Origin of the sequence: Brotaphodocola sp., from assembly GCF_050873365.1 — a bacterium.
Lineage (GTDB): Bacteria > Bacillota > Clostridia > Lachnospirales > Lachnospiraceae > Brotaphodocola.
Genome location: NZ_JBNMIQ010000014.1, coordinates 1 through 22,857, shown reverse-complemented (window position 1 = coordinate 22,857; position 22,857 = coordinate 1). Strand labels below are relative to the sequence as shown.

The window sequence follows — 22,857 nt, the reverse complement described above, 5'->3', positions numbered from 1 at the left end:
ATTTCAGAGATTCTTTTCTTTTGGTGGATTGATGGTTTTAAGCGATTTGATTGATTTCACCGATGTTGATCAATTTGATGATCTTAATTGATTTTGACGGTTTTAACTAATTTGATGGATTTGACGTTGCAGAGAAAAAGATTTTGCTGTACAATCTGCTGTGCACGAATCAACATAAAAAACAAATCAGAAACTAAGAAACAAAGAAAAAGAAAACAAGAAAATAAAAATGATTTTACATACGAAAGGATTTGAATTTTATTTATGAAAGACCTCACAAAGGGATCTCCCGCCAAAAATATGCTGGAATTTGCGCTTCCAGTCGCGCTCGGGAATCTGTTTCAGCTCTGTTACAGCCTTGCTGACACCCGCGTTGTCGGCAGTACGCTCGGAGAGACCGCGCTTGCCTCTGTCGGTGCAACTACCTCGATCAGCACACTTTTCATCGGCTTTCTGTCCGGACTCACAAACGGATTTGCCATTCTGATCTCTCGGCAATTCGGTGCAAAAGATGAGCGCGGAGTGCGCCGGTTCGGAGCCGGAAGTCTGCTTCTCGGCGCGCTGACCGCCATTCTCCTTACTGTTCTCTGTGTTGCCGGACTTCCGGCCCTGCTGAGAATCCTCAATGTCCCGGACACCCTGTTGCCACAGTCCACCTCTTACATTCGAGTGGTACTTCTCGGACTCTCTGCGACGATGCTCTACAATGCCTGCGCTTCGATTCTTCGCTCCGTCGGAGATACGACAGCCCCGCTCCTGTTTCTGATTTTTTCAGCCGTTTTGAATGTTGGACTGGATCTGTTCTTCATCCTCGTCCTCAAACTCGGCGTCGCCGGAGCTGCGTGGGCGACGGTTCTCGCCCAGTCGCTCTCCGCGATTCTGAGCCTGATCTACATGTTCCGGCGTTATGAAGTCTTTCATTTTAGTTTGAGCGATTTTCGCATCAGTCTTGATGAAGTCCGCGAACTCTATACCTCCGGACTTTCGATGGCAACGATGATGTCCCTCGTATTTTTCGGAACCCTGGCTCTCCAGTGTGCAATCAATACGTTCGGACAGGATATCATCGTCGCTCACACCGCAGCCCGCAAAATCACGGAATTTTTCATGCTTCCATTCAGCGTCATGGGTGTCACTATGGCGACCTACTGCGGACAAAACATGGGAGCGGGAGCCCTTGACCGTATCCGGACCGGTATCCGCCATGCACTGATTCTGACCTGGGTCTGGTCCCTCGGCATGATTCTTTTAAGTTACACAGTCGCTCCACGCCTGATCTATCTTGTGACGGGGTCAGAAAATCCGACGATTCTTGCGACTGCCACACGCTACTTGAAATTTGACACCCTGTTCTACTTTGCTCCGGCTGGAATCTCCATCTTAAGAAACGGACTTCAGGGCATGGGCGATCATGTCACGCCGATCGTCTCAAGCAGTATCGAGCTTGTCGGAAAAATTGTGGCATCACTTGTTCTCGCAAGAATCTTCCAGTACTGGGGCATCATCATTGCAGAGCCGATTGTCTGGATTTTCATGGTGATTCCGCTGATTTGCAGTATGCATAATCTGCTTTCCAAGAAATCGGCGCCTCAACCTCACTGAGCAGTAACCCGAACCAATCAGCGATTGTCCACCTTCTCCGGATACAGATCATGCTGAGACAATCTCTGCCATGCAACTTCCTCCCAGCGCGTTCCCGGCTTTCCATAGTTGCAGTACGGATCAATGGAAATGCCACCGCGCGGAGTGAATTTGCCCCAGACCTCAATATACTTCGGATCCATCAGACGAATCAGATCCTTCATGATCACATTCACGCAATCCTCATGGAAATCCCCGTGATTTCGAAAACTAAACAGATACAGTTTCAGAGACTTGCTCTCTACCATTCTCTCACCCGGAACGTAAGAGATCGTGATCGTCGCAAAATCCGGCTGTCCGGTGATCGGGCAAAGACTCGTAAACTCCGGACAGTTGAACTTTACAAAATAATCATTTCCCGGATGCTTGTTCAAAAACGTCTCCAAAATCTCCGGTGCATACTGATCCGGATACTTCACCTTCTGATTTCCCAACAGGCTGATGCCCTCTTTCTCAAGCTCTGCTTCTCTGCTCATCGTCTCTCTTCCTCCATATTTCTTTTGTTGTTTTTTTCTGCATTTTTATATCTTTGTACTCTCGTTATTCTCGTGTTTCTCTATCTTTTCTGTATTTTTTCGTGGCTTTTTCTGATCTTTTTCAGATCTTTTTTGGATCTTTTTTATTTTTTTAGCTATCCAAATTTCTTTTTTTAACTTTCAAAGATGTGAACTTCACCGACTTAAAATTTCTTTGTCAGCGCCGGATCTTCCACTCCGTTGAGGCGAAAGGCTTCCATTCGATCCACACAGGTTCCGCAGACTCCACACGGGGTTTCCCCACCCTCGTAACAGCTCCATGTCAGCTCATACGGCACGTTCAGTTCCAGACCTTTCTTTACGACTTGCGCCTTTGTCCAGTTGACAAACGGTGCCTCAATCCAGAGCTGTTTTCCGCTTCCCTCATAGATTGCCTTGTTCATCGCCTCATGAAAGACACTGCTACAATCCGGATAGGCATTTCCCGCGGAATCATCCGCATGTGCGCCATAATAAATCACACTGCATCCCTTTGAGAGCGCAATGCTTGCCGCTGAGGACAGAAACAGTCCATTTCGGAACGGAACGTAAGTGGACACCGGTGTCCCATTCGTCTCCTCAAGCTGTTTTGCATAGCTCTCGTGTGGAATTTCTCTGTCCGAATGTTTTAAGAGCGAACAATCGCTGTACTGAAAAATCGGCGCAAGATCCAGATAAAGGTGCTCCACTCCATAATACTCTGCCACTTTTTGAGATGCCTCAATCTCTTTCTGGTGTTTCTGTCCATAGGAGATCGACAGTGCAATCACCTGATCTTTTCCGTACTTCTCTACCGCGATTCCAAGGCAGGTCGTGGAATCCACGCCACCGCTCGATAATACAAGTGCTTTCTTTTTTGTTCCTACCTCATTCATTTCTTTCCATCCTTTCTCTTCTCTCGTTTTGTCCGTGTTCTGTTCGTTTTCTTGTCTTCCAGTTTTTATTCTTCCAGTCTGTATTTCCCTATGTATTCCCTAAGGGTTTTCCCGATTTTCCTTTTCTTTGTATATTTCTTTATATATTTCTTTGTATATCCTTAATTCTTTTTTCCTCTTCGCTGGTATTTGAAGGGAATTTTTATTTTGACCGGACTTTTATCGTGCCTGTCTCCCCATTTGAAGTTGTTGAAAGAGATTCATCTGCAACATCGGATCAACTTTAAAACGACCGCGAAGTGTCGTCGTTGTCGTCACCGCATTTGTCTTCTTGATCCCGCGAGCAGTCATACAGCTGTGACATCCCTCGATAATCACAGCAACATCGTGAGAATCTGTCGCAAGCTCCATAATCTCTGCAATATCACTGCCGATCCGCTCCTGAAGCTGGAGTCGCTTTCCAACCATATCCGCGATTCTTGCAATCTTGCTCAATCCAAGCACTTTTCCCTTCGGGAGGTAGGCGACACTGACCCTCACGTCATACATCAGTGCAAGGTGATGTTCACAATAGCTGAAAATCTCAATGTCCTTCACAAGCACGAGATCCCTCGAATCCTCCGCGCTCCTCTGGACAAAATTTTTCCGAAACATCTCGGCAATCTCCTGATTCGAGTAGCACATTCCCTCAAAGACTTCCTCGTACATTCTTGCGACCCGCTCCGGTGTCTCTTTTAGTCCCTCCCGGTCCGGATCATCGCCGAGTGCCTGAAGAATCCCGCGGACATGCATCTTGATCGCTTCCGTGTCGATCTTTTTCCGATTGTCTTCACCGTCACATGTTTTGCAATCCTGTTCCTCTCTCATCTCGTCTTCCTTCATCTCATTATCCTATCTATCTTTTTATCGTTCTCGATTTCTCTATCTGGCTCTTTCTAATTTTTCTTGTTCTTTCTAGTTTTCTCTTAATTCTTTCTTGTCTTTTCTTAGATTCTTCTTTCCTGTTTTTGTTTTCTTGATCTCTGTCTATTTTTCTGTCTATTTTGTTTTGGGGTCTGTCTTTCCGAAATCCAAATTACACGCCACGTTTCTGCGGGTCCCAGATCACCTTGTGAAGCTGAATCTGGATTTTCACATCATTGAGTTTTTTTTCCATCAGAAAATCAACCATCTCAACCGGCTCGATTCGTCCAAATACCGGGCTGAAATAGACTGCCGTCCGCTCTCTCAAATCATACTTCTCAATGATCTCAAGCGCACGCTCCATATCTGATCGACTGCTTACCACGAATTTCACGGTATCCTCACTTGAGAGCTTTTCCATGTTTGATAAGTGCATCGCATGCTCCATCCCGCTGTCGGGCACTTTATAATCCATCGTAAACGACGGTCTTCTCTCAAGCTCACAGTACGGCGAAAGATCCACACTTCCGTTTGTCTCGATCTCCACCCGTCTCTGCGGATCGTTCAAAATCGCCGTGATCAGCTCTGCCATTCCCGCACGCAAAAGCGGTTCTCCTCCGGTCAGCGTCACATTCCGAACCTTGCTCTCCTCAATGTAGGAAACGATCTCCTCGACGGTCATCTCCGTGCTCTCACAATCTGCCTCATTCGCCCAGAGCGTATCGCAGTATGTACAGCGAAGATTGCATCCCTTCATGCGGATAAAGACGGCAAGTTCGCCTGCTCGTCGTCCCTCTCCATTGATGCTGACAAATTTTTCCACAACCTGATAAACAGGGGTTGTCTTTTGGTTTTCCATCATTTCTTGGTTTTCTATCATTCCTCGTTTTTCCTTTATCGATTTCCCTTTATCAATTTGTCCTTTTTTTCACCGAATTTCCCTATTTGAGCTTACTTATTCTCGCGATAAACGGCACAGTTGTTTGGTGTCTCATAGACGGTCGCACTAGATACCGGATACCCGAGTTTGCTCATCTTGTCAAAGAAATATTTGGAAAAATTCTCCGCTGTCGGTCGAAATGCCACTTTCGTCAGGCGAAATCCTTCTTCAAGAAGAGCTTCCACCGTCTTTTCTCTCAGCGTTCCACTCTCATAAATCAGGGTATGGTCAAGTTCATCTGCAAGTGCTTTCAGATCTCGTTTCAGATCTCCGAAATCCACCAACATTCCTCGCATCTGACCTTCGCTCTCCAGATGCTCCGCCTGAATTTCCACCTCCACATGCCATCTGTGACCGTGAATATTTGCACACTTTCCCTGATATCCGGAAAGAAAATGTGCGGAATCAAAATCTGCAACCGTTTTTAACTGGTACATGTCTAAACTTCCTCTCTGAATTTTCATTGTTTAATTTGATTTGTTTTGATCTGTTTTGTTTGTAATTTTGTAAATCTGTAAATCTGTATTTTTTATAATTTTTGAGGGAATAAAGCCAGAAAAAAAGAATTTTTTGTTTGATCCATTATCAGTTCCATCAAACTGATCTTCATTTATTGAGATAAATTAAAAATAAGCGAAACGATTGATCGATAAAAAAACAATGAATTGCCTTATAAAAACAAAAAAGCAGACTCCCGCCAGAGTCTGCCTGTTTTTTCTCAAAATGATTTTCAAATCTCTAATCTTTAGCCCTGGTTTTATTTATAGACAGGATGGTACAAACGAACTGTCTTTCTCTATTTCATTTTTTGTAACTGAAACATCGTTTATTGTATGCAGTTTGAGAGAAAATGTCAACAGTTTTTCTAATTTTTCTTTTCACCGGCCACTTTCACTTGACAAATGATGCATACAAAAAATTCAAAAACGGCGATGTCACTCACAAAAGCCAACTGCCACGCATCGTTGAATTTATGCTATAATAAGAACACCTAAAAACAGGATCAACCAACCATACATCCACATCCCAACAGGAGGCATTTTATGATTTACACCTCAACCTACGATTCTCCATTTGGATCGCTTTTTCTTGCGTCAGATGATATTGGACTCACCGGTCTCTGGTTTGACGGTCAAAAATATTTTGCCGACAGCATCCGCAGGGAAACGACAATAGCACTGGAGACGGAACTTTTCTCACAGACAAAACACTGGCTCGATCTCTATTTTTCTGGCAAAAAACCAGATTTTCTGCCCCCGCTTCACCCACAGACTTCCTCAGACTTTCGCAAAGCCGTGTGGAAGATCCTTCTTACAATTCCCTACGGTCACACAATGACTTACGGGGAGATCGCCAAACAGCTTGCCAAAGAAAACGGAACCTCCAAAATGTCTGCTCAGGCAGTTGGCGGTGCAGTCGGACACAATCCGATTTCTATCCTCATTCCGTGTCACCGCGTTGTCGGATCAAATGGCAGTCTGACCGGATATGCCGGTGGAATCGACAAAAAAATCAAACTGCTGACCCTCGAGCACACCGACATGAACCACCTCTTCGTCCCGAAAAAGGGCACTGCGCTGTAATCTCTGTAAATCCTGCAACAATTAAAATTTCAATTAAAGTTTCAATCCAAACAGCTTTTCTGCGTTTCCATGCAGAATCTGCTCCTTATACGGGCGAAGATTGTCATCCCTCTCAAGCAATTCCAGAAGATCCTGCAAGTTTTTCTTCACAACCGGAGTAAATGGGAAATCTCCACCGTACATAATTTTATCCGGTGTCGTGATTGTCAGCAACAGCGGAAGCATATCCGGTGCCGGATTTCCCGCAAGGTCAAAATACAGATTCTCCATATTTTTGTCGATGTCGATCGGATTTTCCAAGAGTCCCTGATTGATCAAAATCGGCTGTAACGAACGAAATCGTTTCAGAATATTCGGCAGGAATGAACCACAATGCGGAACAACCACCTTTATATTCGGATAACGCTCCAAAACTCCGCTTGACATCAGATCCAGAACCGTTCTCGTCGTATCACACAGAAATTCATACAGCGGAACCGGACCATAAGAGAACACGCCCTCCGTCACTGCGGACGGCTTGTGCGGATGGATGACCACCGGCAGAGATCTTCGGTTCAATTCTTCAAAAACCGGATCAAGAACCGGATTTCCCAGATAAATTCCCCGACAGTTGCTCGGCAGTTTCACGCCATTTGCATGAAGCACCTCATCCGCATAAATAATCTCCTGAACGGATGCCTCAATACTCGGAAGTGGCAGGCTCGCAAAAAATCCGAATTTGTCCGGATGATCGACCTTCAGTTTTGCTGATTCCTCATTCATCGCTCTCGTGATCCGAATGCATGCCTCCTCATCTCCATAATACGGATGCGGGGACGAAACTGAAACGATCGAAAAATCAATTCCACACTCCTCCATCATCTCCATATGCTTCTTGGCATCCCAGTCCGGAAGCGCAAATCCATCTTCCAGTTCCCCATGATTTTCCACAATAAAATCTTTGTATGCCTTCGTCAAAATATGACTGTGTACATCCATGATCCGTTCCATGTCTCGTCCCATATTTTTTCTCTTCTCCTTTGTCTTATTATGTACTCTCGAAGTCTTAAAAACAATCTTGCACCTGTTTTTGCGAGAAAAGTTTCCGACAGCACATTATTTCTTATCCCCCCTGAATGACTCATACAGAAATCTTAACACACTTTTTTTCAAACGTCACGCGCTCAATTTCAGATTCTTCCCTACCTTGGCAGACTGTCCCTGACACAGAGCGTCCCGAACCCCACATAAGGATTCGGATATTCCGAAAATCCCGGAAGCTGGCGTGCGCCCCGCCTCAAATATGCCTTAACTTTCTCGCCGTAGAGATAGGGATCATTTCCGTTTATGATTCCCCACTCCATCATCAGCGCCGTGCTCCCAGTCACGACGGGCGTTGCAAATGAAGTCCCCGTCACCTGACGATACCCGCCTCCTGGTGACGGTGCCATGAGTCCGACTCCTGGTGCGACAAGATCTGGTTTTACAAACTGATTCTTTCTTGTAAATCCACGCCCCGAAAAATCTGCATACGACTGGTACGCACTGTTGTAAGCCCCGACCGTAATCACATTCTGGGCGCAGGACGGGATTGTCAGCGTCGTGTCCGGCGATGGGCGCAAGAACCGTGTGGACTCTCCGAGAATGCCGGCAGACGGAAGCCACAGATCATACCGCCCCACAACAGTCCGAACCGCCCTGATCCAGAATGTCCAGTCTCCAGTCTCGACATATGCCCCTTCATCCGGCACAAAATCAAAATAGATCTCCTGAGCGAGACTGTACGGCCCCGGCTTCCCGTAATAAATCAAGATCTGTGTCTGACGATAACGATAGCGCACTGCACCGAGTGTCTCAGATAAGGGTCCAAAGATCTCCCCAGTAGGTGTCTGAAGCCGGATCTCGAACTGATCAGTGTAATCTTTCCAGAGCTGTACCGAAAATCCATTCTCATACTCCCCGACAAGAAGTTCCACCTTTGCTTCTTCCGCATTTTCCCCGGTCGGTGTTCTGCGAAATCCCGCTCCGTCTCCGCTTGTACCTGCTCCCAAATTTTGATTCCTGCGTTCTCTTACAATGCCGGAAACGTGACCTGCGGAAGCCCCCTCATTCCCGCTCCCGACAACAATCGTCGTCCTCCCGTAATTTCCAATGTCATTCAAAAATGTCTCCAAAAGACTGCTTCCATCGTGAGATCCATAGGTATTTCCAAAACTCAGATTTAACGCAAGAGGACGATTCTCCTCCACTGCCCGCACAACTGCAAAATTCACCGCTCGCATGACTTCGGTTGTCCGTGGAAATCCCTCCGCCCGCAAATTTGCCTGCGGATTTCCAAGTTTGATTACAAGTAACTCACTCTCATAGGCGACTCCGCGGTAACGCCCCTGCCTCGCGCTTCCATTTCCGACTGCAATTCCCGCAACCGCTGTCCCATGACCACTGCTGTCAACGGACGGGAGAGTGCGATACGCCTGATTTCGATCCCCACTCGCAAGCGCCTGATTGACCTCTTCTCTTGTAAATACCCGCCCAAGCGTCTGATCCCAGAGTGCGAGAATCCGCGTCGTCCCATCCGAACTGCGAAAATCCTCATGAAACCAGTCAATCCCCGAATCCGCCACAGCGACAATCGTTCCTCTTCCGGTAAGTCTACTAAGCTCACCAAATCCGCTAAATTCATTTTTTGCTCCCTGTCCGTCATCAAAATTCCGTCCATTCCCAGATTCATCAAAAGGCTCTTGAAGCGCAGAAATACAGGAGGCTGTCCCGATCGTTTCCGAAAAGAACAGCCTCTTTGGTTTCTCTATATATTCAATTTGTGGCAGGGCGCTGACCCTCTCAATCAGAGATTCCGGCAAAGTCAAGATCGCATACTCGTTACGCATTTCCTCGACAATTATCTCATTTTGTCTTGTGCCATACTCCCGTTCAACCTGATTTTCCAGTACATCGAGGCTCCCTGAATATTTGACAATCAGCTCCCAGGTTTTCTCCTGCGGGTTGTATCCCGTCTCAAGTTCCTGTGAGCGCGCCCTCTCCTCCGGCGTGACATCGAGCGAGAGATTTAAGATATTTTCCAGTTTCTGATTCTGATTCGTCGAGCTTCCCGGTGAATTTGTCACTCCCCCTGCATTTCCATTCTCTGCATTTCCATTCTCTGCATTTTCATTTTCTGTATTTCTATTTTTTATATTCTCTGCTATTTCCGCTTTTTCTACTGTTTGCGCTCCTCTTTCTACTGTTTGCGCCCTTTCCACATTCCAACTGCGATCTGCCATCCCTGTTCTGACAATCCATTCTGGTTTCCATTTTTCTGTCTAAGATATTCCCTCACCCACAAAAATGTTCTTCCACTTACCAACTTAACGATCAAATAAGTTATCAGATCCCCTCACCCGGAGAGCATCTTACAAATATTTGAGCATTGTCGCAATCAGAACATCCATATCGATCGGCTTTGCCACATGATCATTCATTCCTGCCTCAATCGCTCTCGCCTTATCTTCTGAAAATGCATTTGCCGTCATTGCAATGATCGGGATACCTGCCTTTGCCCGATCTTGAAGTCCACGGATCTTTATTGCCGACTGATAACCATCAAGCACCGGCATCTGAATATCCATCAGAATCATCGAATAATACTCATCGGGACATCGCTCCACCCGCTCAACGCACTGTACTCCATCCATCACGCGATCTACCTTCATTCCCTCTTCCTCGAGCAGGGCAATCGCAATCTCTGCGTTCAGATCATTGTCCTCTGCCAGCAGAATCCGTTTTCCAGAAAGTCGTTCCTTCTTCTGGTCAGCCTCCGTGGAATGTTTCGGCTGGGTATCCTCAAACGTCGCAATCCTCATCGGGATTCTGATGAGCACCGTGGAGCCTTCCCCGATCTTGCTTCTGATCTCAATCGTTCCTTCCATAAGATCAACCAGTTTTTTCACAATTCCCATGCCAAGCCCCGTTCCCTGAACTCCGCTAAGTGTTGTGGATCGCTCTCTGGCAAAGTTCTCAAAGATGTGCTTCTGGAACTCCTCTGACATTCCGATTCCGCTGTCTGTGATCGAAAGTTCCTGATAAATCCACCCCTCTCTCGGATGGGGCGACTGCGTCAGTGCACAGTGAATCGTACCTCCATCACCTGTGTACTTGATCGCATTACTCAGGACATTCAAGATGATTTCCGTCACTCGCGATGCATCAAAGTAAATATATGGATACGAAATCTCTTTTGTCGTAGTGACCGTGTGATGTTTCCGCTCAATCTCCGGGTTCATCATCACCATACAGGCGTCAAAAACCTTTCCGGCTTCCTGTGGAGTCTCCTCGAGAGTCGTCTTTCCCGACTCAATTCGAGAAAGCTCAAGCACCTTGTCAAGAATTGAGAGCAGTCCCATTCCACTCGTCTGAATCTTCCCGAGATATTCTTTGACAAGTTGATGGTTGTCCGAATTCTTCTCAGCAAGCGCCGTAAATCCGAGAATCGCATTCATCGGAGTTCGAATATCATGCGACATGTTGAACAAAAACGTCGACTTTGCCATATTTGCATTTTCCGCCTGTACCTGGGCCTCCTTTGCCTTTTCCTCCGCGCGTCTCGCCTTTTTCAAAAGTCCAAGAATGAGAATCAGAATCAGCGCAAAAATCGAGACAAATACGCTTGTGACAACCAAAATGTTGTCCTTGATAAAATTCGCCAGCGTGACTTTTCTCAGAGAATCTTCATACATCGACACCGCACCGGACAACTTGGAAGTCTGCATCGTTTTCAGCGTTTTATTTAAAATGGACATCAAAACCTTATTTCCCTTGCTGACCGCAAAAGAGGTGTTTCCGGATTTCGTCAGAAACACACTGTGGAGTTTCTTGTCATTGACATAGTTCATCGACTGCCCCGATTTTGCAATAAAACAGTCTGCCTTTCCCTCCCGCACAGCGCGCTCCACGTCTTTAAATGAATCGTACTGCACGATCTTCCAATTTGGATAGTTGTAGGAATATACCACCTGAATTTGCAATTTCTCTTTTCTACGGCAACGGTGTTCTGTGCATTTTCGTCGAAATACCCCTGCGTCGTGACCGCTGCGAGCGGGATCGTCAAAACCGTGTTTGACAGCGCCACCTTATTCTGCTCAGCATAATAGGGATTCTGGCTGATATGGAAAATCAGGTCGATCTGTCCTTCTTTTAACGCCTGCAACTGCTCTTCCTGAGAATCAAAACCAACCAGTTCAAAATGCAACGTCCGATCAAGACAATTCGTCGCAAACTCAACATAATCATTGATGACACCGACCACTCATTTTGTCCAAAAATGGAGAAAGAGACTTGAAAAACCTTATTTTTCCCATATAATGCAAATGAGCTGATGCAATTTCTATGTATCGTGCAATTATCATACAACAAAGTCAACTACTCCCGCTTATAGAAGCGGGAGCTTGTAAGTCAGAGAAGCATAGGTAATAACGACATCGCAAGATGTCTCCCTCATTCTGCCTACATCATCGGACAGTTGACAATGCCCGTTTTACCAAAGAGATTTACTCTGAGGTATTTGTTAATTTTTCGTAGCGAGGATGGGTATCTCCAGAAATCCACATTGTACCGAGAAGCTGTATATTCATTGCACCGATTCGGTCATCATTGGATTTGTAGCCACACTGACAACGATACAGATGCTTGTGGTGGTTACGGTTTTCCTTGTGGATTGTTCCACATTTCGGGCAACGCTGAGAGGTGTATTTTGCCGAGACTTTCAGCACTTCTGAGCGATTTTCGTGAGTCTTATAGATCAAAAACTGCTCGAACTGATAGAAACTCCAGCTTCTCAGGTCGTAATTTTGTTTTGCGGTTTTGGAGAGATTCTCTTCTTCAAAGCTCACGCCAGTCAAATCTTCCAGAACAAATAACGTATCCTTGCCATATTTCTCAACGAGTGTCTTAGAAATCTGATGGTTTACATCGGACATCCAACGGTTCTCTCGTCCTGAAATGGCTTTTAGTCTACGCTTTGCAGATTTTGTACCTTTTGATTGGAGCTGACGGCGAACTTCTTGAAATTTGTGTCGTTTCGTTGCTATTTTCTTGCCAGAAACAAATTCTGTTTTACCCTGTTCATCATAGCTGACAGTTAGGAAACGTAAGCCACGGTCAATGCCAACAACATGACGGATGTTCTCTTTCTGAAAATCTTCAACAGCTTTCGTAACAGGGATATGCAAATACCACAGACCTTTGAGTTTGATCAGCTTCGCGGTGCCAAGGCTCCACGAACCATCGAGATATTCAGCGAAATGTTCGCCTTCAAAGGTACATTTGGTTCGTTTACCAAGCGTATTGATGGATAGGGTTTGCCCATCATCGACAAAGCTATAATCACGATTGCGAACCAAGTCTGCTTGTGGACGGCTGAAACATACAGGTTTCCAGAGCCATTCAAGCGTTTTGGTAATATATTTCCAGTTGCCATTCTCATTTTTGTATTTGAATGGATTTTGAGATAACTGTTCTTTGACCGTTTTGTATCGTGCGATGGCTGTCTTAATAGACGATTGTGCAAGTTGTGACTTTAAGCCAAACTGACCGCGAAGGTCGTTGTACAGCTCCTTATTGAGGTTTTGATAAGACAAGTTAAACTGATTGTCGAAGATGTGTTTTGACACAAAGTTGCAAGCCTGGCGGTACTGCTCAGTCATCTGACAAAACAAAATCTCCTGTTCCGGAGAAACATGGATGCGAAGTTTTATTGTTTTGGTTAGGTCGGACAATTTTCAGCACCTGACTTTCTAAGAAATTATAATACTTTCATCAGCAATATTATTTTATCATATATTTTGCTGAAAATCTAGCATTTGAGAAAGCGAGGTGTAGCGGGCATTCCTCCCCGACCTAAGAGGTCGGAGTATCCTGCCCGCATTTAGATGAATTTGAGTTCCGACACCCGAATTCCCGTGGCACAGATCGTCTGAATCACAAGCGATAATCGCTCTTTTTCCTGTCTCTGCGCGGTACGCACGAGACGCACATATTCTTCTCTGGTAAGCTCCTTTTCCTCCTCAAGAAACAGCGAGCGCTGAATTTTTAAGGGTCTCACAATCAGATCATTCCACCCCATGTACCGCAAATACCCATTCGCCACCGCAAGCATCGCATTGACGGAGGACGGCGCGTACAGACTGATGAGTTTCTCTTTCCACGCAATCAGACTTGTCTTTGTCAATCTCAACGATCCATTTTCCTCCAGAAACACTCCTAGCGCCTTCAAATCATGCGCATATTTTTGTAATGTTGCCTGACTGCACTCCTGCTCGCGCAACCAAATCAGATACCTTTCCACGTTTTTCTGACTGAGTACAGGATTTTTTTCGGTCATTGTCATGATAGTTCTCTCCTTCACCAAATAAAGATACCTGTATTTTACCAATCTTCGTCTCTTTTTACTCCTCAGTCATTCCAAAACGATTTTCCGCAATCTTTTCACCAATCTTTTTTGCAATCTTTACTCCAATCTGATTGCAAAAAGGCTGTCCCGATCGTTTCCGAAAGGAACAGCCTTTTGGGTTTCCCCACATATTTAAAGTTGATAAAGTGCGATCAGAAGTGGCATCGTAAGGATACACAAGATCGTAGTCGCAACGTTGATCACACTGGCATAATCTGCATCTTTGTCATAGATCTGCGCCATTTGCATAATTGTGGACGCGGATGGCGTCATCGTCGCAAGCAGGCTGATCATAAGAATGGTATCTCCATTTGGAAACATTTTTCCTACTCCGCTGAACTTAAATACCAGAAGAATCAGCAACGGAAGTCCCACCAAACGAAGCGGTACAACGAGAAGCAGACGCTTGTAGGAAAAAATTTTCTTCATATCCATACTGCCAATCAACATTCCCGTCACGAGCATGCCGACAGGTCCCATCATATTGCCAACCGATTCAATCGCATCTGACACAACTGCCGGGAAACGGATTCCGGTGGCAAAAAGAATGATCCCGATCAAAACAGAAATCATATTGATGTTCATGAAGACCTTTCTTAAATCAATTCCTTTTTCTCCGCACAAAACAGATTTTCCATGACTCCAGAGTAAGAAAAGCTGTACACAGACAAACGGAGAGGTATAAATCACCCATTCTTTTCCCAATATCGCAAGAATCAGCGGAATGATCAGACCGGCGGCATTTGAGTAGATCAGCGATGTCACTTCCACCGCATCCAGATTCCATATTCTTTTTAGCGGCACAGAAAGGATCAGCAAAATCACATGGGCAACAATCGCCGCAATCAATGCCAGAAGCAAACCACTTTGAACCTCTTTCGTACATTCCACCTGAAAAGAGGTGAGAATCATGCACGGCATAATCAGATATAAGCTGAGCAAAGAAAGTACTTTGCTCTCATTTGCCTTTAGAATTTTAAGTCTTACCAAAATTGCTCCCATTCCCATAATCAGGAATAGTGAGCATATTTTTTTCATCAAAATTACCGCAATCATAATTCCTCTTTTCTTCCCATTTCCTTTCCCAACAATTTTATTCACGGAGTCACTTTTTCTTTATACTTCCAATTTCATCGACGTGCTCCTCAATGACCTCCTCCGTGACGATCCTCTTACCGGCAAACCATCAAAAAACTGCAAATACGGCGATTTTACTTGCGGTCCGCCGGAAAGACAATTTCCTGTTGTCTGCGCACTTCATCCATCACCTGCATCTCCATCTCCGAGTTCTTCAGATACGGATGATCTGCCTTGTTTTCCTGAATCAGCCGTATAAATGTCTGAATCTCGTAAGACATATTGTTGTTGGACACTTCCGGAATATCCAGGTTTTCCTCTCGTCCATCGCGGTAATAGATCGTAACGTTCCGCGGATTTGGGATTTCCCTGATCACCATCGTCGCATTCTCTCCCTGAATCTGACTCGGAAGCTTGGAATTCGCGATCTTCGAGTAGAGGCACTCCGCCTGCATCTCCTTGTACTGTGCAAGAATCGTTCCCGCTCCCTCCACTCCATTTGAGAACTTGATACTGCTACTTAAAATTTTCTCCGGCATTCCAAACAGAGCGACAAGCGGATGCACGCAGTAAACTCCGATATCCATCAGTGCTCCATTTGACAGCTCCGGATTAAACGCATTTTCGATAATTCCATTTTTGAAGTTATCGTACCTTCTCGAAATCTTGCAATACTGAAACGTCGCTCTGCGGATCGTTCCAAGTTTCGGGAGATTTTCCCTGATTGCCGTAAATCCCGGTGAGTACACGCTTCGCATGGCCTCAAGCAAAATTACTCCATTCTCTAACGCCGTTTCTCTCATCTGCTGAAATTCCCGGCTGTTGGAAGCAATCGTTTTTTCGCAGAGAACATGTTTTCCGGCACGCAACATCCGAATGCTCTGATCGGCGTGAAGGCTGTTCGGACTTGCCACATACACGGCATCAATCTCCTTGCACTCAGCCAGCTCGTCTAAATCATCGAACGTCAGCTCCGCCCCCTGCTTTTTCGCATAGGCCTCTGCCTTTTCTTTCGAGCGGGAATAGACTCCCTTTAAACAAAATCCCGGAACACTCCTTCCCGCCTCAAGAAAGGTGTCTGTAATCACATTTGTCCCAATCACTGCAAAATGAACCTTCATGTAAACTCCCCCACTTTCTTTCACTGTACGAGTGGAATCCCTTCTTTCCACCCATAAATCGTTTCCTGACAGATGAACAGATGGTAACGATTCCGCATCTTCCCAGTTACGACAAATTTATTTTATCAAAAGATCTGTTCTGTTACAACAGAAATGACTCCGAAATGATTGTCACTGTTCACGCGCACGTGCCCAGTAACGGAATTTGCCGTGGCTTCGCATTTAAATACGGCAAATTCCCGCTACCACCACGTTATCTTACGGCACTTTCGGTTCCAAAAGTGCCTATCTCTAAACAGTCATGCGACAGGCTAGATCGCAAATCCGGAATACTGCGTCATATATAACTCATAATACTTGCCCTGTCTCTTTAACAGATCTTCATGGGTTCCGCTCTCCACAATCTCGCCGTGATCCATCACGACAATCAGATCCGAGTCGCGGATCGTTGACAGGCGATGTGCGATCACAATGCTCGTGCGCCCCTGCATGATTTTCTGCATCGCAGTCTGAATCGCCTTCTCCGTCCGCGTGTCGACATTTGAGGTCGCCTCATCGAGAATCAGAATCTCCGGGTCTGCGACAAACGCGCGGGCGATCGCAAGGAGCTGGCGTTGCCCCTGACTGATCGTCGCTCCTGCGCCCTTGAGAACTGTATCGTATCCCTCTGAAAGATGGTGAATCATCTCCGCACAGTAGCTCATTTCCACTGCCCGCTCAATCTCCTCCTCGCTCGCCCCTTCTCTGCCATATCTTAAGTTATTGCGGACGGTATCGGAAAACAGAACTGTATCCTGCAACACAATCGCCATGTGTTTTCGCAGATCATCCCGCGCAATCGTTCGGATATCACGACCATTGATCAGAATCTCCCCGCTGTCAATCTCATAAAACCGCATCAAAAGATTTACGATCGTCGTCTTTCCGCTTCCGGTCGCCCCGACGAGCGCAATCTTTTTTCCTTCAGGAACCGTCAGTGAGAAGTCATGGATCACCAGTTTTCCAGGCTCATACGAAAAGCTGACATCCCGAAATTCCACCGAAGCCTGTCCCTGTTCTGCATGAACCGCACGGACAAACGGTTCTCCATCCATTTCCTCATTTTTTTCATCGAGAACACGAAACACCCGCTCCGCTCCTGCGACCGCAGTCTGCAACTGACCGTAAATCTGAGCAATCTCATTGATCGGACGACTGAACTGTTTTGCATAGACGATAAATGCCGAGATCACACCGACGGAGATCATTCCCTTTAAGGAAAAATATCCGCCAAAGACGGCAATGATCACAAATCCCGTATTGCCGATCGCATTCATGATCGGTCCCATGACTCCGCTGAAAATATCCGTCCGGATTCCCGCCTTTGTGAGGGCATCCGCGGTCTCACAGAATTCCTGTGTTGTGATTTTCTGACGGTTGTAAGCGAGAATCGTCGCATAGCCTGAGACCATCTCCTCGACCGTGCCATTTAACTGTCCGAGAAGCATCTGACGCTTTCTTGAGAACTTGCGCACCTGTCCCGAAAGAACCTTCGTTGCAAGCAACGTCAGAAAGACCGTGATCAGGCTTAACAGCGCCAGTTGCCAGCAATACCAGATCATGACGATCATCGTTCCAACGATCGTGAGCACCCCGGAGCAGAAGGATGGCAGGGACTGCGATACCGTCGTCGAGATATTTTCGATGTCGTTTGTCATCCGGCTCATCACATCTCCGTGTGAGTGGGTGTCCATGTATCGGATCGGCAAATCGACAAATTTTCCAAACAATTCTTCCCTCATCTGCTTTACAACGCTCTGACCAAGTCTGGCACTTAAAAGTCTCTGGAAAAGCCCACTGACACTGTAACAGAGATAGACGAAAATCATCGCGATCAGGCAGGAACCCAGATTTCCATGTTTCTCCTTCGCAATGATATCCACCGCCCGGCTCTGAAGACTCGGCGCATAAATGCCACAGACTGTTCCAAACACAACCACACCAAGCATCGCAAAGACAACCGCCCGCTCTCGCGCAAAATAAGCGAGCAGTCGCTTTAAGGTTCCGCGAATATCGTTTGCATACTCAATCTGTGCAAATCTCTGTCCCCTCGTTCTCGTTCCGGGGAGGTTTCCCTGAACCAACTTCGGAATTTTTTCGTTTCCTTCGTTCATGCAAATACTCCCTCCTCCCCGATCTGAGAGCGATAGATATCCTGATAGGCAGGACAGGTTCGCAAAAGTTCCTCGTGCGTTCCACAGGCAGAAATCTCTCCATTCTCCATCAGAATAATCCGATCTGCATGGCAAACAGAAGCAATTCTCTGCGCCACAATGATCTTCGTGCAGTCCGCATGAGACTCCCTCAGCGCCCGATAAAGCAAAGCCTCGGTCTTTAAGTCAAGCGCACTCGTCGCATCATCAAAAATTAGAATCTCTGCCGGTTTGAGCACCGCTCTCGCAATCGAGATTCGCTGTTTCTGCCCTCCGGACAGGCTCATTCCGCGCTCTGCGACCTGCGTGTCATATTGCAGTTCTGTCGATGAGATAAATTCGTCTGCCTGCGCGATCACGGCAGATCGCCTGATTGCCTTCTCATCCGCATTTGGATCTCCCCAGCTGATATTCTCGCCGATCGTCATCGAGAACAGCTCACTCTTTTGAAGGGCAACCGCAATTTTTTCTCTCAGAGCCTCCTGCCGGTACTCCCTGACATCGACTCCGTCAACGCGGACACTGCCCTCCGTCGCATCATAGAAACGGGAAATCAGGTTCAGCAGGGTTGTCTTTCCACATCCCGTCGCCCCCATAATGCCGATCGTCTCCCCTCCGTGAATCGAGAGATTGATATGGGATAAGACCATCTCTGTGTTTCCCGGATAGGCAAACGAGACATCCCGAAACTCAATCTCGCCCTTCAGATCGCCGTTTTTGTCTCCGTTTTCTTCTCCGCTTTCTATGCCTTTCTCTTCGCCTCTCCGTTCCCCAATCTTTTCGTCTCCCGGCTCACTCTTCGATTTTGTTTTCAGCTCTATTTTTTGTTCCGTTTTTGCACAAGTTCCAACAAACTTTCCATCTCTGATCTCCGGTTTGCTCTCAAGCACTTCCTTCACACGCTTCCATGATGCCAATCCCCTTGAGATATTTTGAAACAGCATAACCATCATCAAAATTCCGTGAAGGAGCTGAGTTGTGTAAGTGATTCCCGCCATGATACTGCCCGGTGTCGTTCTCCCCGCTCCTACCTCAAACGAGCCGACAAGCAGAATCAATGCCACAACCAGATACATCATCGCATTGATGACCGGATTCATAAACGCAAAAATGACGAGCGTCCGAAGCTGAATCCCGACAAGCCCCTCATTTGCCTTTCCAAACCGCTTTTTTTCATAAGCCTCGCGGACACAGGCTTTGATGATGCGGATCGCAGAAATATCCTCCTGCATGATCGCATTGATCTGATCGAGCTGATCCTGCAATTTCAAAAACAGTGGTCTTGATCTCCACAGGCAGAACGCGAGTGTGCCGACAAGGAACGGAAACGCACATGCGACAATCTCCCCAAATCGCGCGTCAAGGCGAAACATCCAGTACATACTTCCAAATGTCAACAGCAGAGTGCGAAGCATGCCACGGACAAACTGGGAGACGAAATTCTGCACCTGCGTGATGTCATTCGTCACCCTCGTCACCAGAGAACCGGTTCCAAACTGATTCATCTGGGGAAAGGAGAATTTCATGATCCGATCAAAACAATCTTTTCGCATCTCATTTCCAATATTTTGTCCGGAAATGTGTACGAAAACGTTGTTCATCGAACCACAGAAACATCCCAGGAGCACAATGAGGATCATCCTCAGACCCAGATTCCAGATCACAGCCAGATCTCCGACCCCGCCATGATTCAGTCCCAGAACACCCTCATCCACAATCCGACTCATCATTCTCGGTTGAAGCAGGTCCATCGTCACCTCTCCAACCATAAAAAGCCCCGCCAATACCGCAAAATGAAGATAACGCCGAATATACTTCCACATAAGCAACCCTTCCCCAACCCCTCACCGATTTACAAAAACTTGATATTTCCGGTTTTTATCTGTTTTTCCAAACTTGAATCATTCTAAGTTTTAGTTTACCGCGTTTTTCTAAATCCTGCAAATCCTGTTTTCTGTTTGCCCCCAGCTCTCAGCTAATCGTCTAACTTGTCAACTTGTCACATCCAGCTCGTTCCCGTTCATCATGCACTGCACAATCCGCCCTACCATTGTATCACACAGAATTTTTCGTTCAGAAAGTCTTATCCCTGGCAGATTTCCATGTACGACTACTCCATAGCTACTCCATCTCCATACATTCCCGAACATTCCAGAATGATCTTCTCACATCTCTCATACCCCAGTTCTGAGCTATTTAATGACAGCGTGTAGTTGCTCGCCTTTCCCCACTTCTGGTCCGTATAAAAATTATAATTCGTCATCCTTCTCTTATCCGTGTCCGCCATCATCTTCCTCGCCTCCTGCTCAGAAACCGCATAGATCCGGCAGATTCTCTGCATCTTCTCCGGCAGATTTCCGTGTATAAACACGTTGAGCACATCCGTCCTATCTCTCAAAACAAAATCCGCATTTCTTCCGATGATCACACACGGTTCTTTCTCTGCAATTTCCAGAATGATCTTTCTCTGGACCTCATAGACGAGATCTTCCATCGATTTCCCGGCACTGTCCCGTCCGGAAAATGCATAGGCAAACAGTCCTTTTCGCGGGGAGAGTTCCGCACTCTCCTGAATATACTCCGGAGCCAGTCCCGACTGCTGTGCAATCTGGTTGATCAGATTCTTGTCATAGTAAGCGATTCCAAGTTTCTTTGCGACTTCCTCCCCGATAAAACGTCCCCCGCTTCCAAATTCTCTGCTGATTGTGATGATTCTCTTTTTCATTGCGTCTTCCTCCTTTTTCACTCAAAATTAATTCAGAACATCCACGGTTGTCTTTGTGATTTTCTTCAAGAACACATAGCCAACCAGACAGGACAGAGCTTCCGTGATCGGAAACGACCACCAAATCAACGTAAGATCTGCCTGACCATTTTTCACGAAAATCGAGAACACGCCTGCGAGTGGCAAAATGATCACAAGCTGTCTGAGCAGAGAGATCACGAGCGATTCGAGTCCGCGGTTTAATGCCTGATAAATGCCCTGGTAGGCAACATTGATTCCTGCAAAGAGGAAACTGATCGAAATCACACGCATTGCCCCGATAAAGTACTCTCGCGACTGCCCCGCATTGAATAACGTCGCAAACGATACCGGAAATCCTTCTGTCACAAAGATACCAAAAATCATCAGAATCACCGTATACAAAATTCCATATTTGATTCCATCCTGAATTCTCTTTCTGCTTCGCATTCCATAACCAAACGCAAGGATCGGCGTGATTGCGTCTCTTAAACCAAAGGCAAGGAAGAGCACAAACTGCTGAACCTTATAGAAGAGCCCATATGCAGTCTGCGCGGACGGACTGAATTTGAGAATCAGGTTCATCGCATATACCATGATCGACATCAGCGCCTGCGCAATGATTGCCGGAAGTCCGACCGTATAGATTTCCCGGATAATCGCACCATTCGGCTTCATCATCTTCGCACCATGCTCAAACTCATGGTTGAGTCTCAGATGAAAGATCAAAAGAAGTCCCGCAGACACCACCTGACCGATCACCGTCGCATACGCCGCACCGCGAACTCCCATCTCCGGAACCGGACCGAGTCCATAAATCATAATCGGATCTAAGATGATATTGACAACCGCACCGACTACCTGACCGATCGTCGAGTAGAGGGAACGTCCCGTCGCCTGAAGCAATTTCTCAAACAGAGAAAAATAGATAATTCCAAATGAGACGACACAGCAGATTCTTAAATAACTCACCGCCATCTCAAGCACTTCCGGATCGATTGTCTGAGACGAGATGTAGGCTCTCACTCCAAAAATTCCAAACAAAAGACAGATCAGATAAATCACTGCCCCGAGAAACAGGCTGTTGCCCGCAACCATTCCCGCTTTCTTCTGGTTTCCCTGTCCTAGGGTTCTCGCAAGAAGCGCATTCGTTCCGACTCCTGTTCCAATTCCGACTGCGACCATCAACATCTGGATCGGAAAAACCAGTGTCAACGCATTCAGCGCTGACTCACTTCCCGTTCTCATATTTCCGACAAAGGCGCTATCCACAATGTTGTAGACTGCCTGAAGCGCCATCGATAAGATCATCGGGATTCCCATCTGAATCATCAGCTTTCCCACCGGCATCTCCTTCATTTTGTTGCTCTCTGCCATTTTCTTTTCTCCTCCTTCTTCTCTTTTCCTTGTGCGTTGTTGTTTATGCGTTGCGCAAACAGCAACGTTTGCCCCATAAAATCAAAAAAGTGTGCATCTTTCCCCGTAAGTTGACAAGTTGGACTTACGCTGACAAGCTACACACTGATTTTGGATACCCGTATTCTTTTTTCTGTACCTAGTTTTCCGTATCTCTTCTTGGATCTACACAAACCTTGTTGATTTTTCGGGACAAACTTCTTGTATAAAAACAGGTTCTATACTGAATGTTGGGGTGTGTTGAAAAACATACTTCCAACATTCTTTTTGTTGTAATAAAATACATCCATAAGAAGCCTCCCAAATCATTTTACCGACCAAAGTTTAATGCTACGGAGGTGACCCCTTATAGATGTATCCTAATTATAGCAAAATTCTGCTCAATCTAAAAGATGTTTTTATTCGAAGATCCATCCATTCGGATTCCT

Annotated in this window: 19 protein-coding genes; 2 read left to right on the top strand and 17 right to left on the bottom strand. The window is 46.2% G+C overall.

Annotation, left to right across the window (positions count from 1 at the left end; all coding sequences use genetic code 11):
* Positions 1 to 264: 264 nt before the first annotated feature.
* Entirely contained in the window at positions 265 to 1,602 is a 1,338-nt protein-coding gene (locus ACR0QT_RS08395) for an MATE family efflux transporter (RefSeq protein ID WP_432630367.1), read from the top strand.
* A 17-nt stretch (positions 1,603 to 1,619) separates the two neighbouring features.
* On the opposite strand, the gene queF is transcribed toward ACR0QT_RS08395, so the two are convergent.
* From queF to queD, 5 genes are all read right to left on the bottom strand, one after another.
* A complete protein-coding gene (queF, locus tag ACR0QT_RS08390) occupies positions 1,620 to 2,117 on the bottom strand; it encodes a preQ(1) synthase (protein WP_177977261.1) in 498 nt (165 codons plus the stop codon).
* Between the two features lie 203 nt (positions 2,118 to 2,320).
* Positions 2,321 to 3,031, bottom strand: coding sequence for a 7-cyano-7-deazaguanine synthase QueC (gene queC, locus ACR0QT_RS08385; protein ID WP_308451615.1), 711 nt, complete (start codon positions 3,029 to 3,031; stop codon positions 2,321 to 2,323).
* 219 nt (positions 3,032 to 3,250) lie between these two features.
* On the bottom strand, positions 3,251 to 3,898 hold the full coding sequence (gene folE / locus ACR0QT_RS08380; RefSeq protein ID WP_432630366.1) for a GTP cyclohydrolase I FolE: 648 nt from the start codon (positions 3,896 to 3,898) through the stop codon (positions 3,251 to 3,253).
* 208 nt (positions 3,899 to 4,106) lie between these two features.
* Positions 4,107 to 4,814, bottom strand: coding sequence for a putative 7-carboxy-7-deazaguanine synthase QueE (gene queE, locus ACR0QT_RS08375; protein ID WP_432630365.1), 708 nt, complete (start codon positions 4,812 to 4,814; stop codon positions 4,107 to 4,109).
* Between the two features lie 71 nt (positions 4,815 to 4,885).
* Positions 4,886 to 5,311: a 6-carboxytetrahydropterin synthase QueD gene (queD, locus tag ACR0QT_RS08370; RefSeq protein ID WP_432630364.1), complete on the bottom strand. Its 426-nt coding sequence runs from the start codon at positions 5,309 to 5,311 to the stop codon at positions 4,886 to 4,888.
* Positions 5,312 to 5,917: 606 nt separating this feature from the next.
* Between queD and ACR0QT_RS08365 the strand changes: the two genes are divergently transcribed.
* Positions 5,918 to 6,457, top strand: a complete 540-nt coding sequence (locus ACR0QT_RS08365) for a methylated-DNA--[protein]-cysteine S-methyltransferase (RefSeq protein WP_432630363.1) — start codon at positions 5,918 to 5,920, stop codon at positions 6,455 to 6,457.
* Between the two features lie 33 nt (positions 6,458 to 6,490).
* Here ACR0QT_RS08365 and ACR0QT_RS08360 read toward each other — a convergent pair whose 3' ends face one another.
* From ACR0QT_RS08360 to ACR0QT_RS08305, 12 genes are all read right to left on the bottom strand, one after another.
* Entirely contained in the window at positions 6,491 to 7,459 is a 969-nt protein-coding gene (locus ACR0QT_RS08360) for an amidohydrolase family protein (RefSeq protein ID WP_432630362.1), read from the bottom strand.
* A 179-nt stretch (positions 7,460 to 7,638) separates the two neighbouring features.
* Positions 7,639 to 9,561, bottom strand: a complete 1,923-nt coding sequence (locus tag ACR0QT_RS08355) for a S8 family peptidase (protein WP_432630361.1) — start codon at positions 9,559 to 9,561, stop codon at positions 7,639 to 7,641.
* Between the two features lie 285 nt (positions 9,562 to 9,846).
* On the bottom strand, positions 9,847 to 11,373 hold the full coding sequence (locus ACR0QT_RS08350) for an ATP-binding protein (RefSeq protein ID WP_432630360.1): 1,527 nt from the start codon (positions 11,371 to 11,373) through the stop codon (positions 9,847 to 9,849).
* Positions 11,322 to 11,738: a hypothetical protein gene (locus ACR0QT_RS08345; RefSeq protein ID WP_432630359.1), complete on the bottom strand. Its 417-nt coding sequence runs from the start codon at positions 11,736 to 11,738 to the stop codon at positions 11,322 to 11,324. The genes ACR0QT_RS08350 and ACR0QT_RS08345 overlap by 52 nt, the downstream gene beginning before the upstream one ends.
* 241 nt (positions 11,739 to 11,979) lie before the next feature.
* Positions 11,980 to 13,206, bottom strand: coding sequence for an RNA-guided endonuclease TnpB family protein (locus ACR0QT_RS08340; protein WP_432630358.1), 1,227 nt, complete (start codon positions 13,204 to 13,206; stop codon positions 11,980 to 11,982).
* Between the two features lie 149 nt (positions 13,207 to 13,355).
* Complete coding sequence (locus ACR0QT_RS08335; protein WP_432630357.1) at positions 13,356 to 13,817, bottom strand: site-specific integrase; 462 nt, start codon at positions 13,815 to 13,817, stop codon at positions 13,356 to 13,358.
* 195 nt (positions 13,818 to 14,012) lie between these two features.
* Entirely contained in the window at positions 14,013 to 14,936 is a 924-nt protein-coding gene (locus ACR0QT_RS08330; protein ID WP_432630356.1) for an AEC family transporter, read from the bottom strand.
* A 155-nt stretch (positions 14,937 to 15,091) separates the two neighbouring features.
* Entirely contained in the window at positions 15,092 to 16,078 is a 987-nt protein-coding gene (locus ACR0QT_RS08325; RefSeq protein WP_432630355.1) for a Gfo/Idh/MocA family protein, read from the bottom strand.
* Positions 16,079 to 16,389: 311 nt separating this feature from the next.
* Positions 16,390 to 18,231, bottom strand: a complete 1,842-nt coding sequence (locus tag ACR0QT_RS08320) for an ABC transporter ATP-binding protein (RefSeq protein WP_432630354.1) — start codon at positions 18,229 to 18,231, stop codon at positions 16,390 to 16,392.
* Entirely contained in the window at positions 18,228 to 20,093 is a 1,866-nt protein-coding gene (locus ACR0QT_RS08315) for an ABC transporter ATP-binding protein (RefSeq protein ID WP_432630353.1), read from the bottom strand. Before ACR0QT_RS08315 ends, ACR0QT_RS08320 begins: the two co-directional genes overlap by 4 nt.
* Positions 20,094 to 20,380: 287 nt before the next feature.
* Positions 20,381 to 20,995 (bottom strand): AAA family ATPase, encoded by a 615-nt coding sequence (locus tag ACR0QT_RS08310; RefSeq protein WP_432630352.1) that lies wholly within the window; start codon positions 20,993 to 20,995, stop codon positions 20,381 to 20,383.
* A gap of 27 nt (positions 20,996 to 21,022) precedes the next feature.
* On the bottom strand, positions 21,023 to 22,390 hold the full coding sequence (locus tag ACR0QT_RS08305) for an MATE family efflux transporter (RefSeq protein ID WP_432630351.1): 1,368 nt from the start codon (positions 22,388 to 22,390) through the stop codon (positions 21,023 to 21,025).
* Between the last annotated feature and the right edge of the window lie 467 nt (positions 22,391 to 22,857).

Excerpts from the sequence above, each read along its gene's own strand:
- ACR0QT_RS08335 (WP_432630357.1), bottom strand. The coding sequence starts at position 13,817 with ATGACAATGACCGAAAAAAATCCTGTACTCAGTCAGAAAAACGTGGAA.
- ACR0QT_RS08315 (WP_432630353.1), bottom strand. The coding sequence starts at position 20,093 with ATGTGGAAGTATATTCGGCGTTATCTTCATTTTGCGGTATTGGCGGGG.
- queD (WP_432630364.1), bottom strand. The coding sequence starts at position 5,311 with ATGTACCAGTTAAAAACGGTTGCAGATTTTGATTCCGCACATTTTCTT.
- queF (WP_177977261.1), bottom strand. The coding sequence starts at position 2,117 with ATGAGCAGAGAAGCAGAGCTTGAGAAAGAGGGCATCAGCCTGTTGGGA.
- queE (WP_432630365.1), bottom strand. The coding sequence starts at position 4,814 with ATGATAGAAAACCAAGAAATGATGGAAAACCAAAAGACAACCCCTGTT.
- ACR0QT_RS08365 (WP_432630363.1), top strand. The coding sequence starts at position 5,918 with ATGATTTACACCTCAACCTACGATTCTCCATTTGGATCGCTTTTTCTT.
- ACR0QT_RS08395 (WP_432630367.1), top strand. The coding sequence starts at position 265 with ATGAAAGACCTCACAAAGGGATCTCCCGCCAAAAATATGCTGGAATTT.
- queC (WP_308451615.1), bottom strand. The coding sequence starts at position 3,031 with ATGAATGAGGTAGGAACAAAAAAGAAAGCACTTGTATTATCGAGCGGT.
- ACR0QT_RS08325 (WP_432630355.1), bottom strand. The coding sequence starts at position 16,078 with ATGAAGGTTCATTTTGCAGTGATTGGGACAAATGTGATTACAGACACC.
- folE (WP_432630366.1), bottom strand. The coding sequence starts at position 3,898 with ATGAGAGAGGAACAGGATTGCAAAACATGTGACGGTGAAGACAATCGG.
- ACR0QT_RS08310 (WP_432630352.1), bottom strand. The coding sequence starts at position 20,995 with ATGAAAAAGAGAATCATCACAATCAGCAGAGAATTTGGAAGCGGGGGA.
- ACR0QT_RS08360 (WP_432630362.1), bottom strand. The coding sequence starts at position 7,459 with ATGGGACGAGACATGGAACGGATCATGGATGTACACAGTCATATTTTG.
- ACR0QT_RS08330 (WP_432630356.1), bottom strand. The coding sequence starts at position 14,936 with ATGATTGCGGTAATTTTGATGAAAAAAATATGCTCACTATTCCTGATT.
- ACR0QT_RS08320 (WP_432630354.1), bottom strand. The coding sequence starts at position 18,231 with ATGAACGAAGGAAACGAAAAAATTCCGAAGTTGGTTCAGGGAAACCTC.
- ACR0QT_RS08305 (WP_432630351.1), bottom strand. The coding sequence starts at position 22,390 with ATGGCAGAGAGCAACAAAATGAAGGAGATGCCGGTGGGAAAGCTGATG.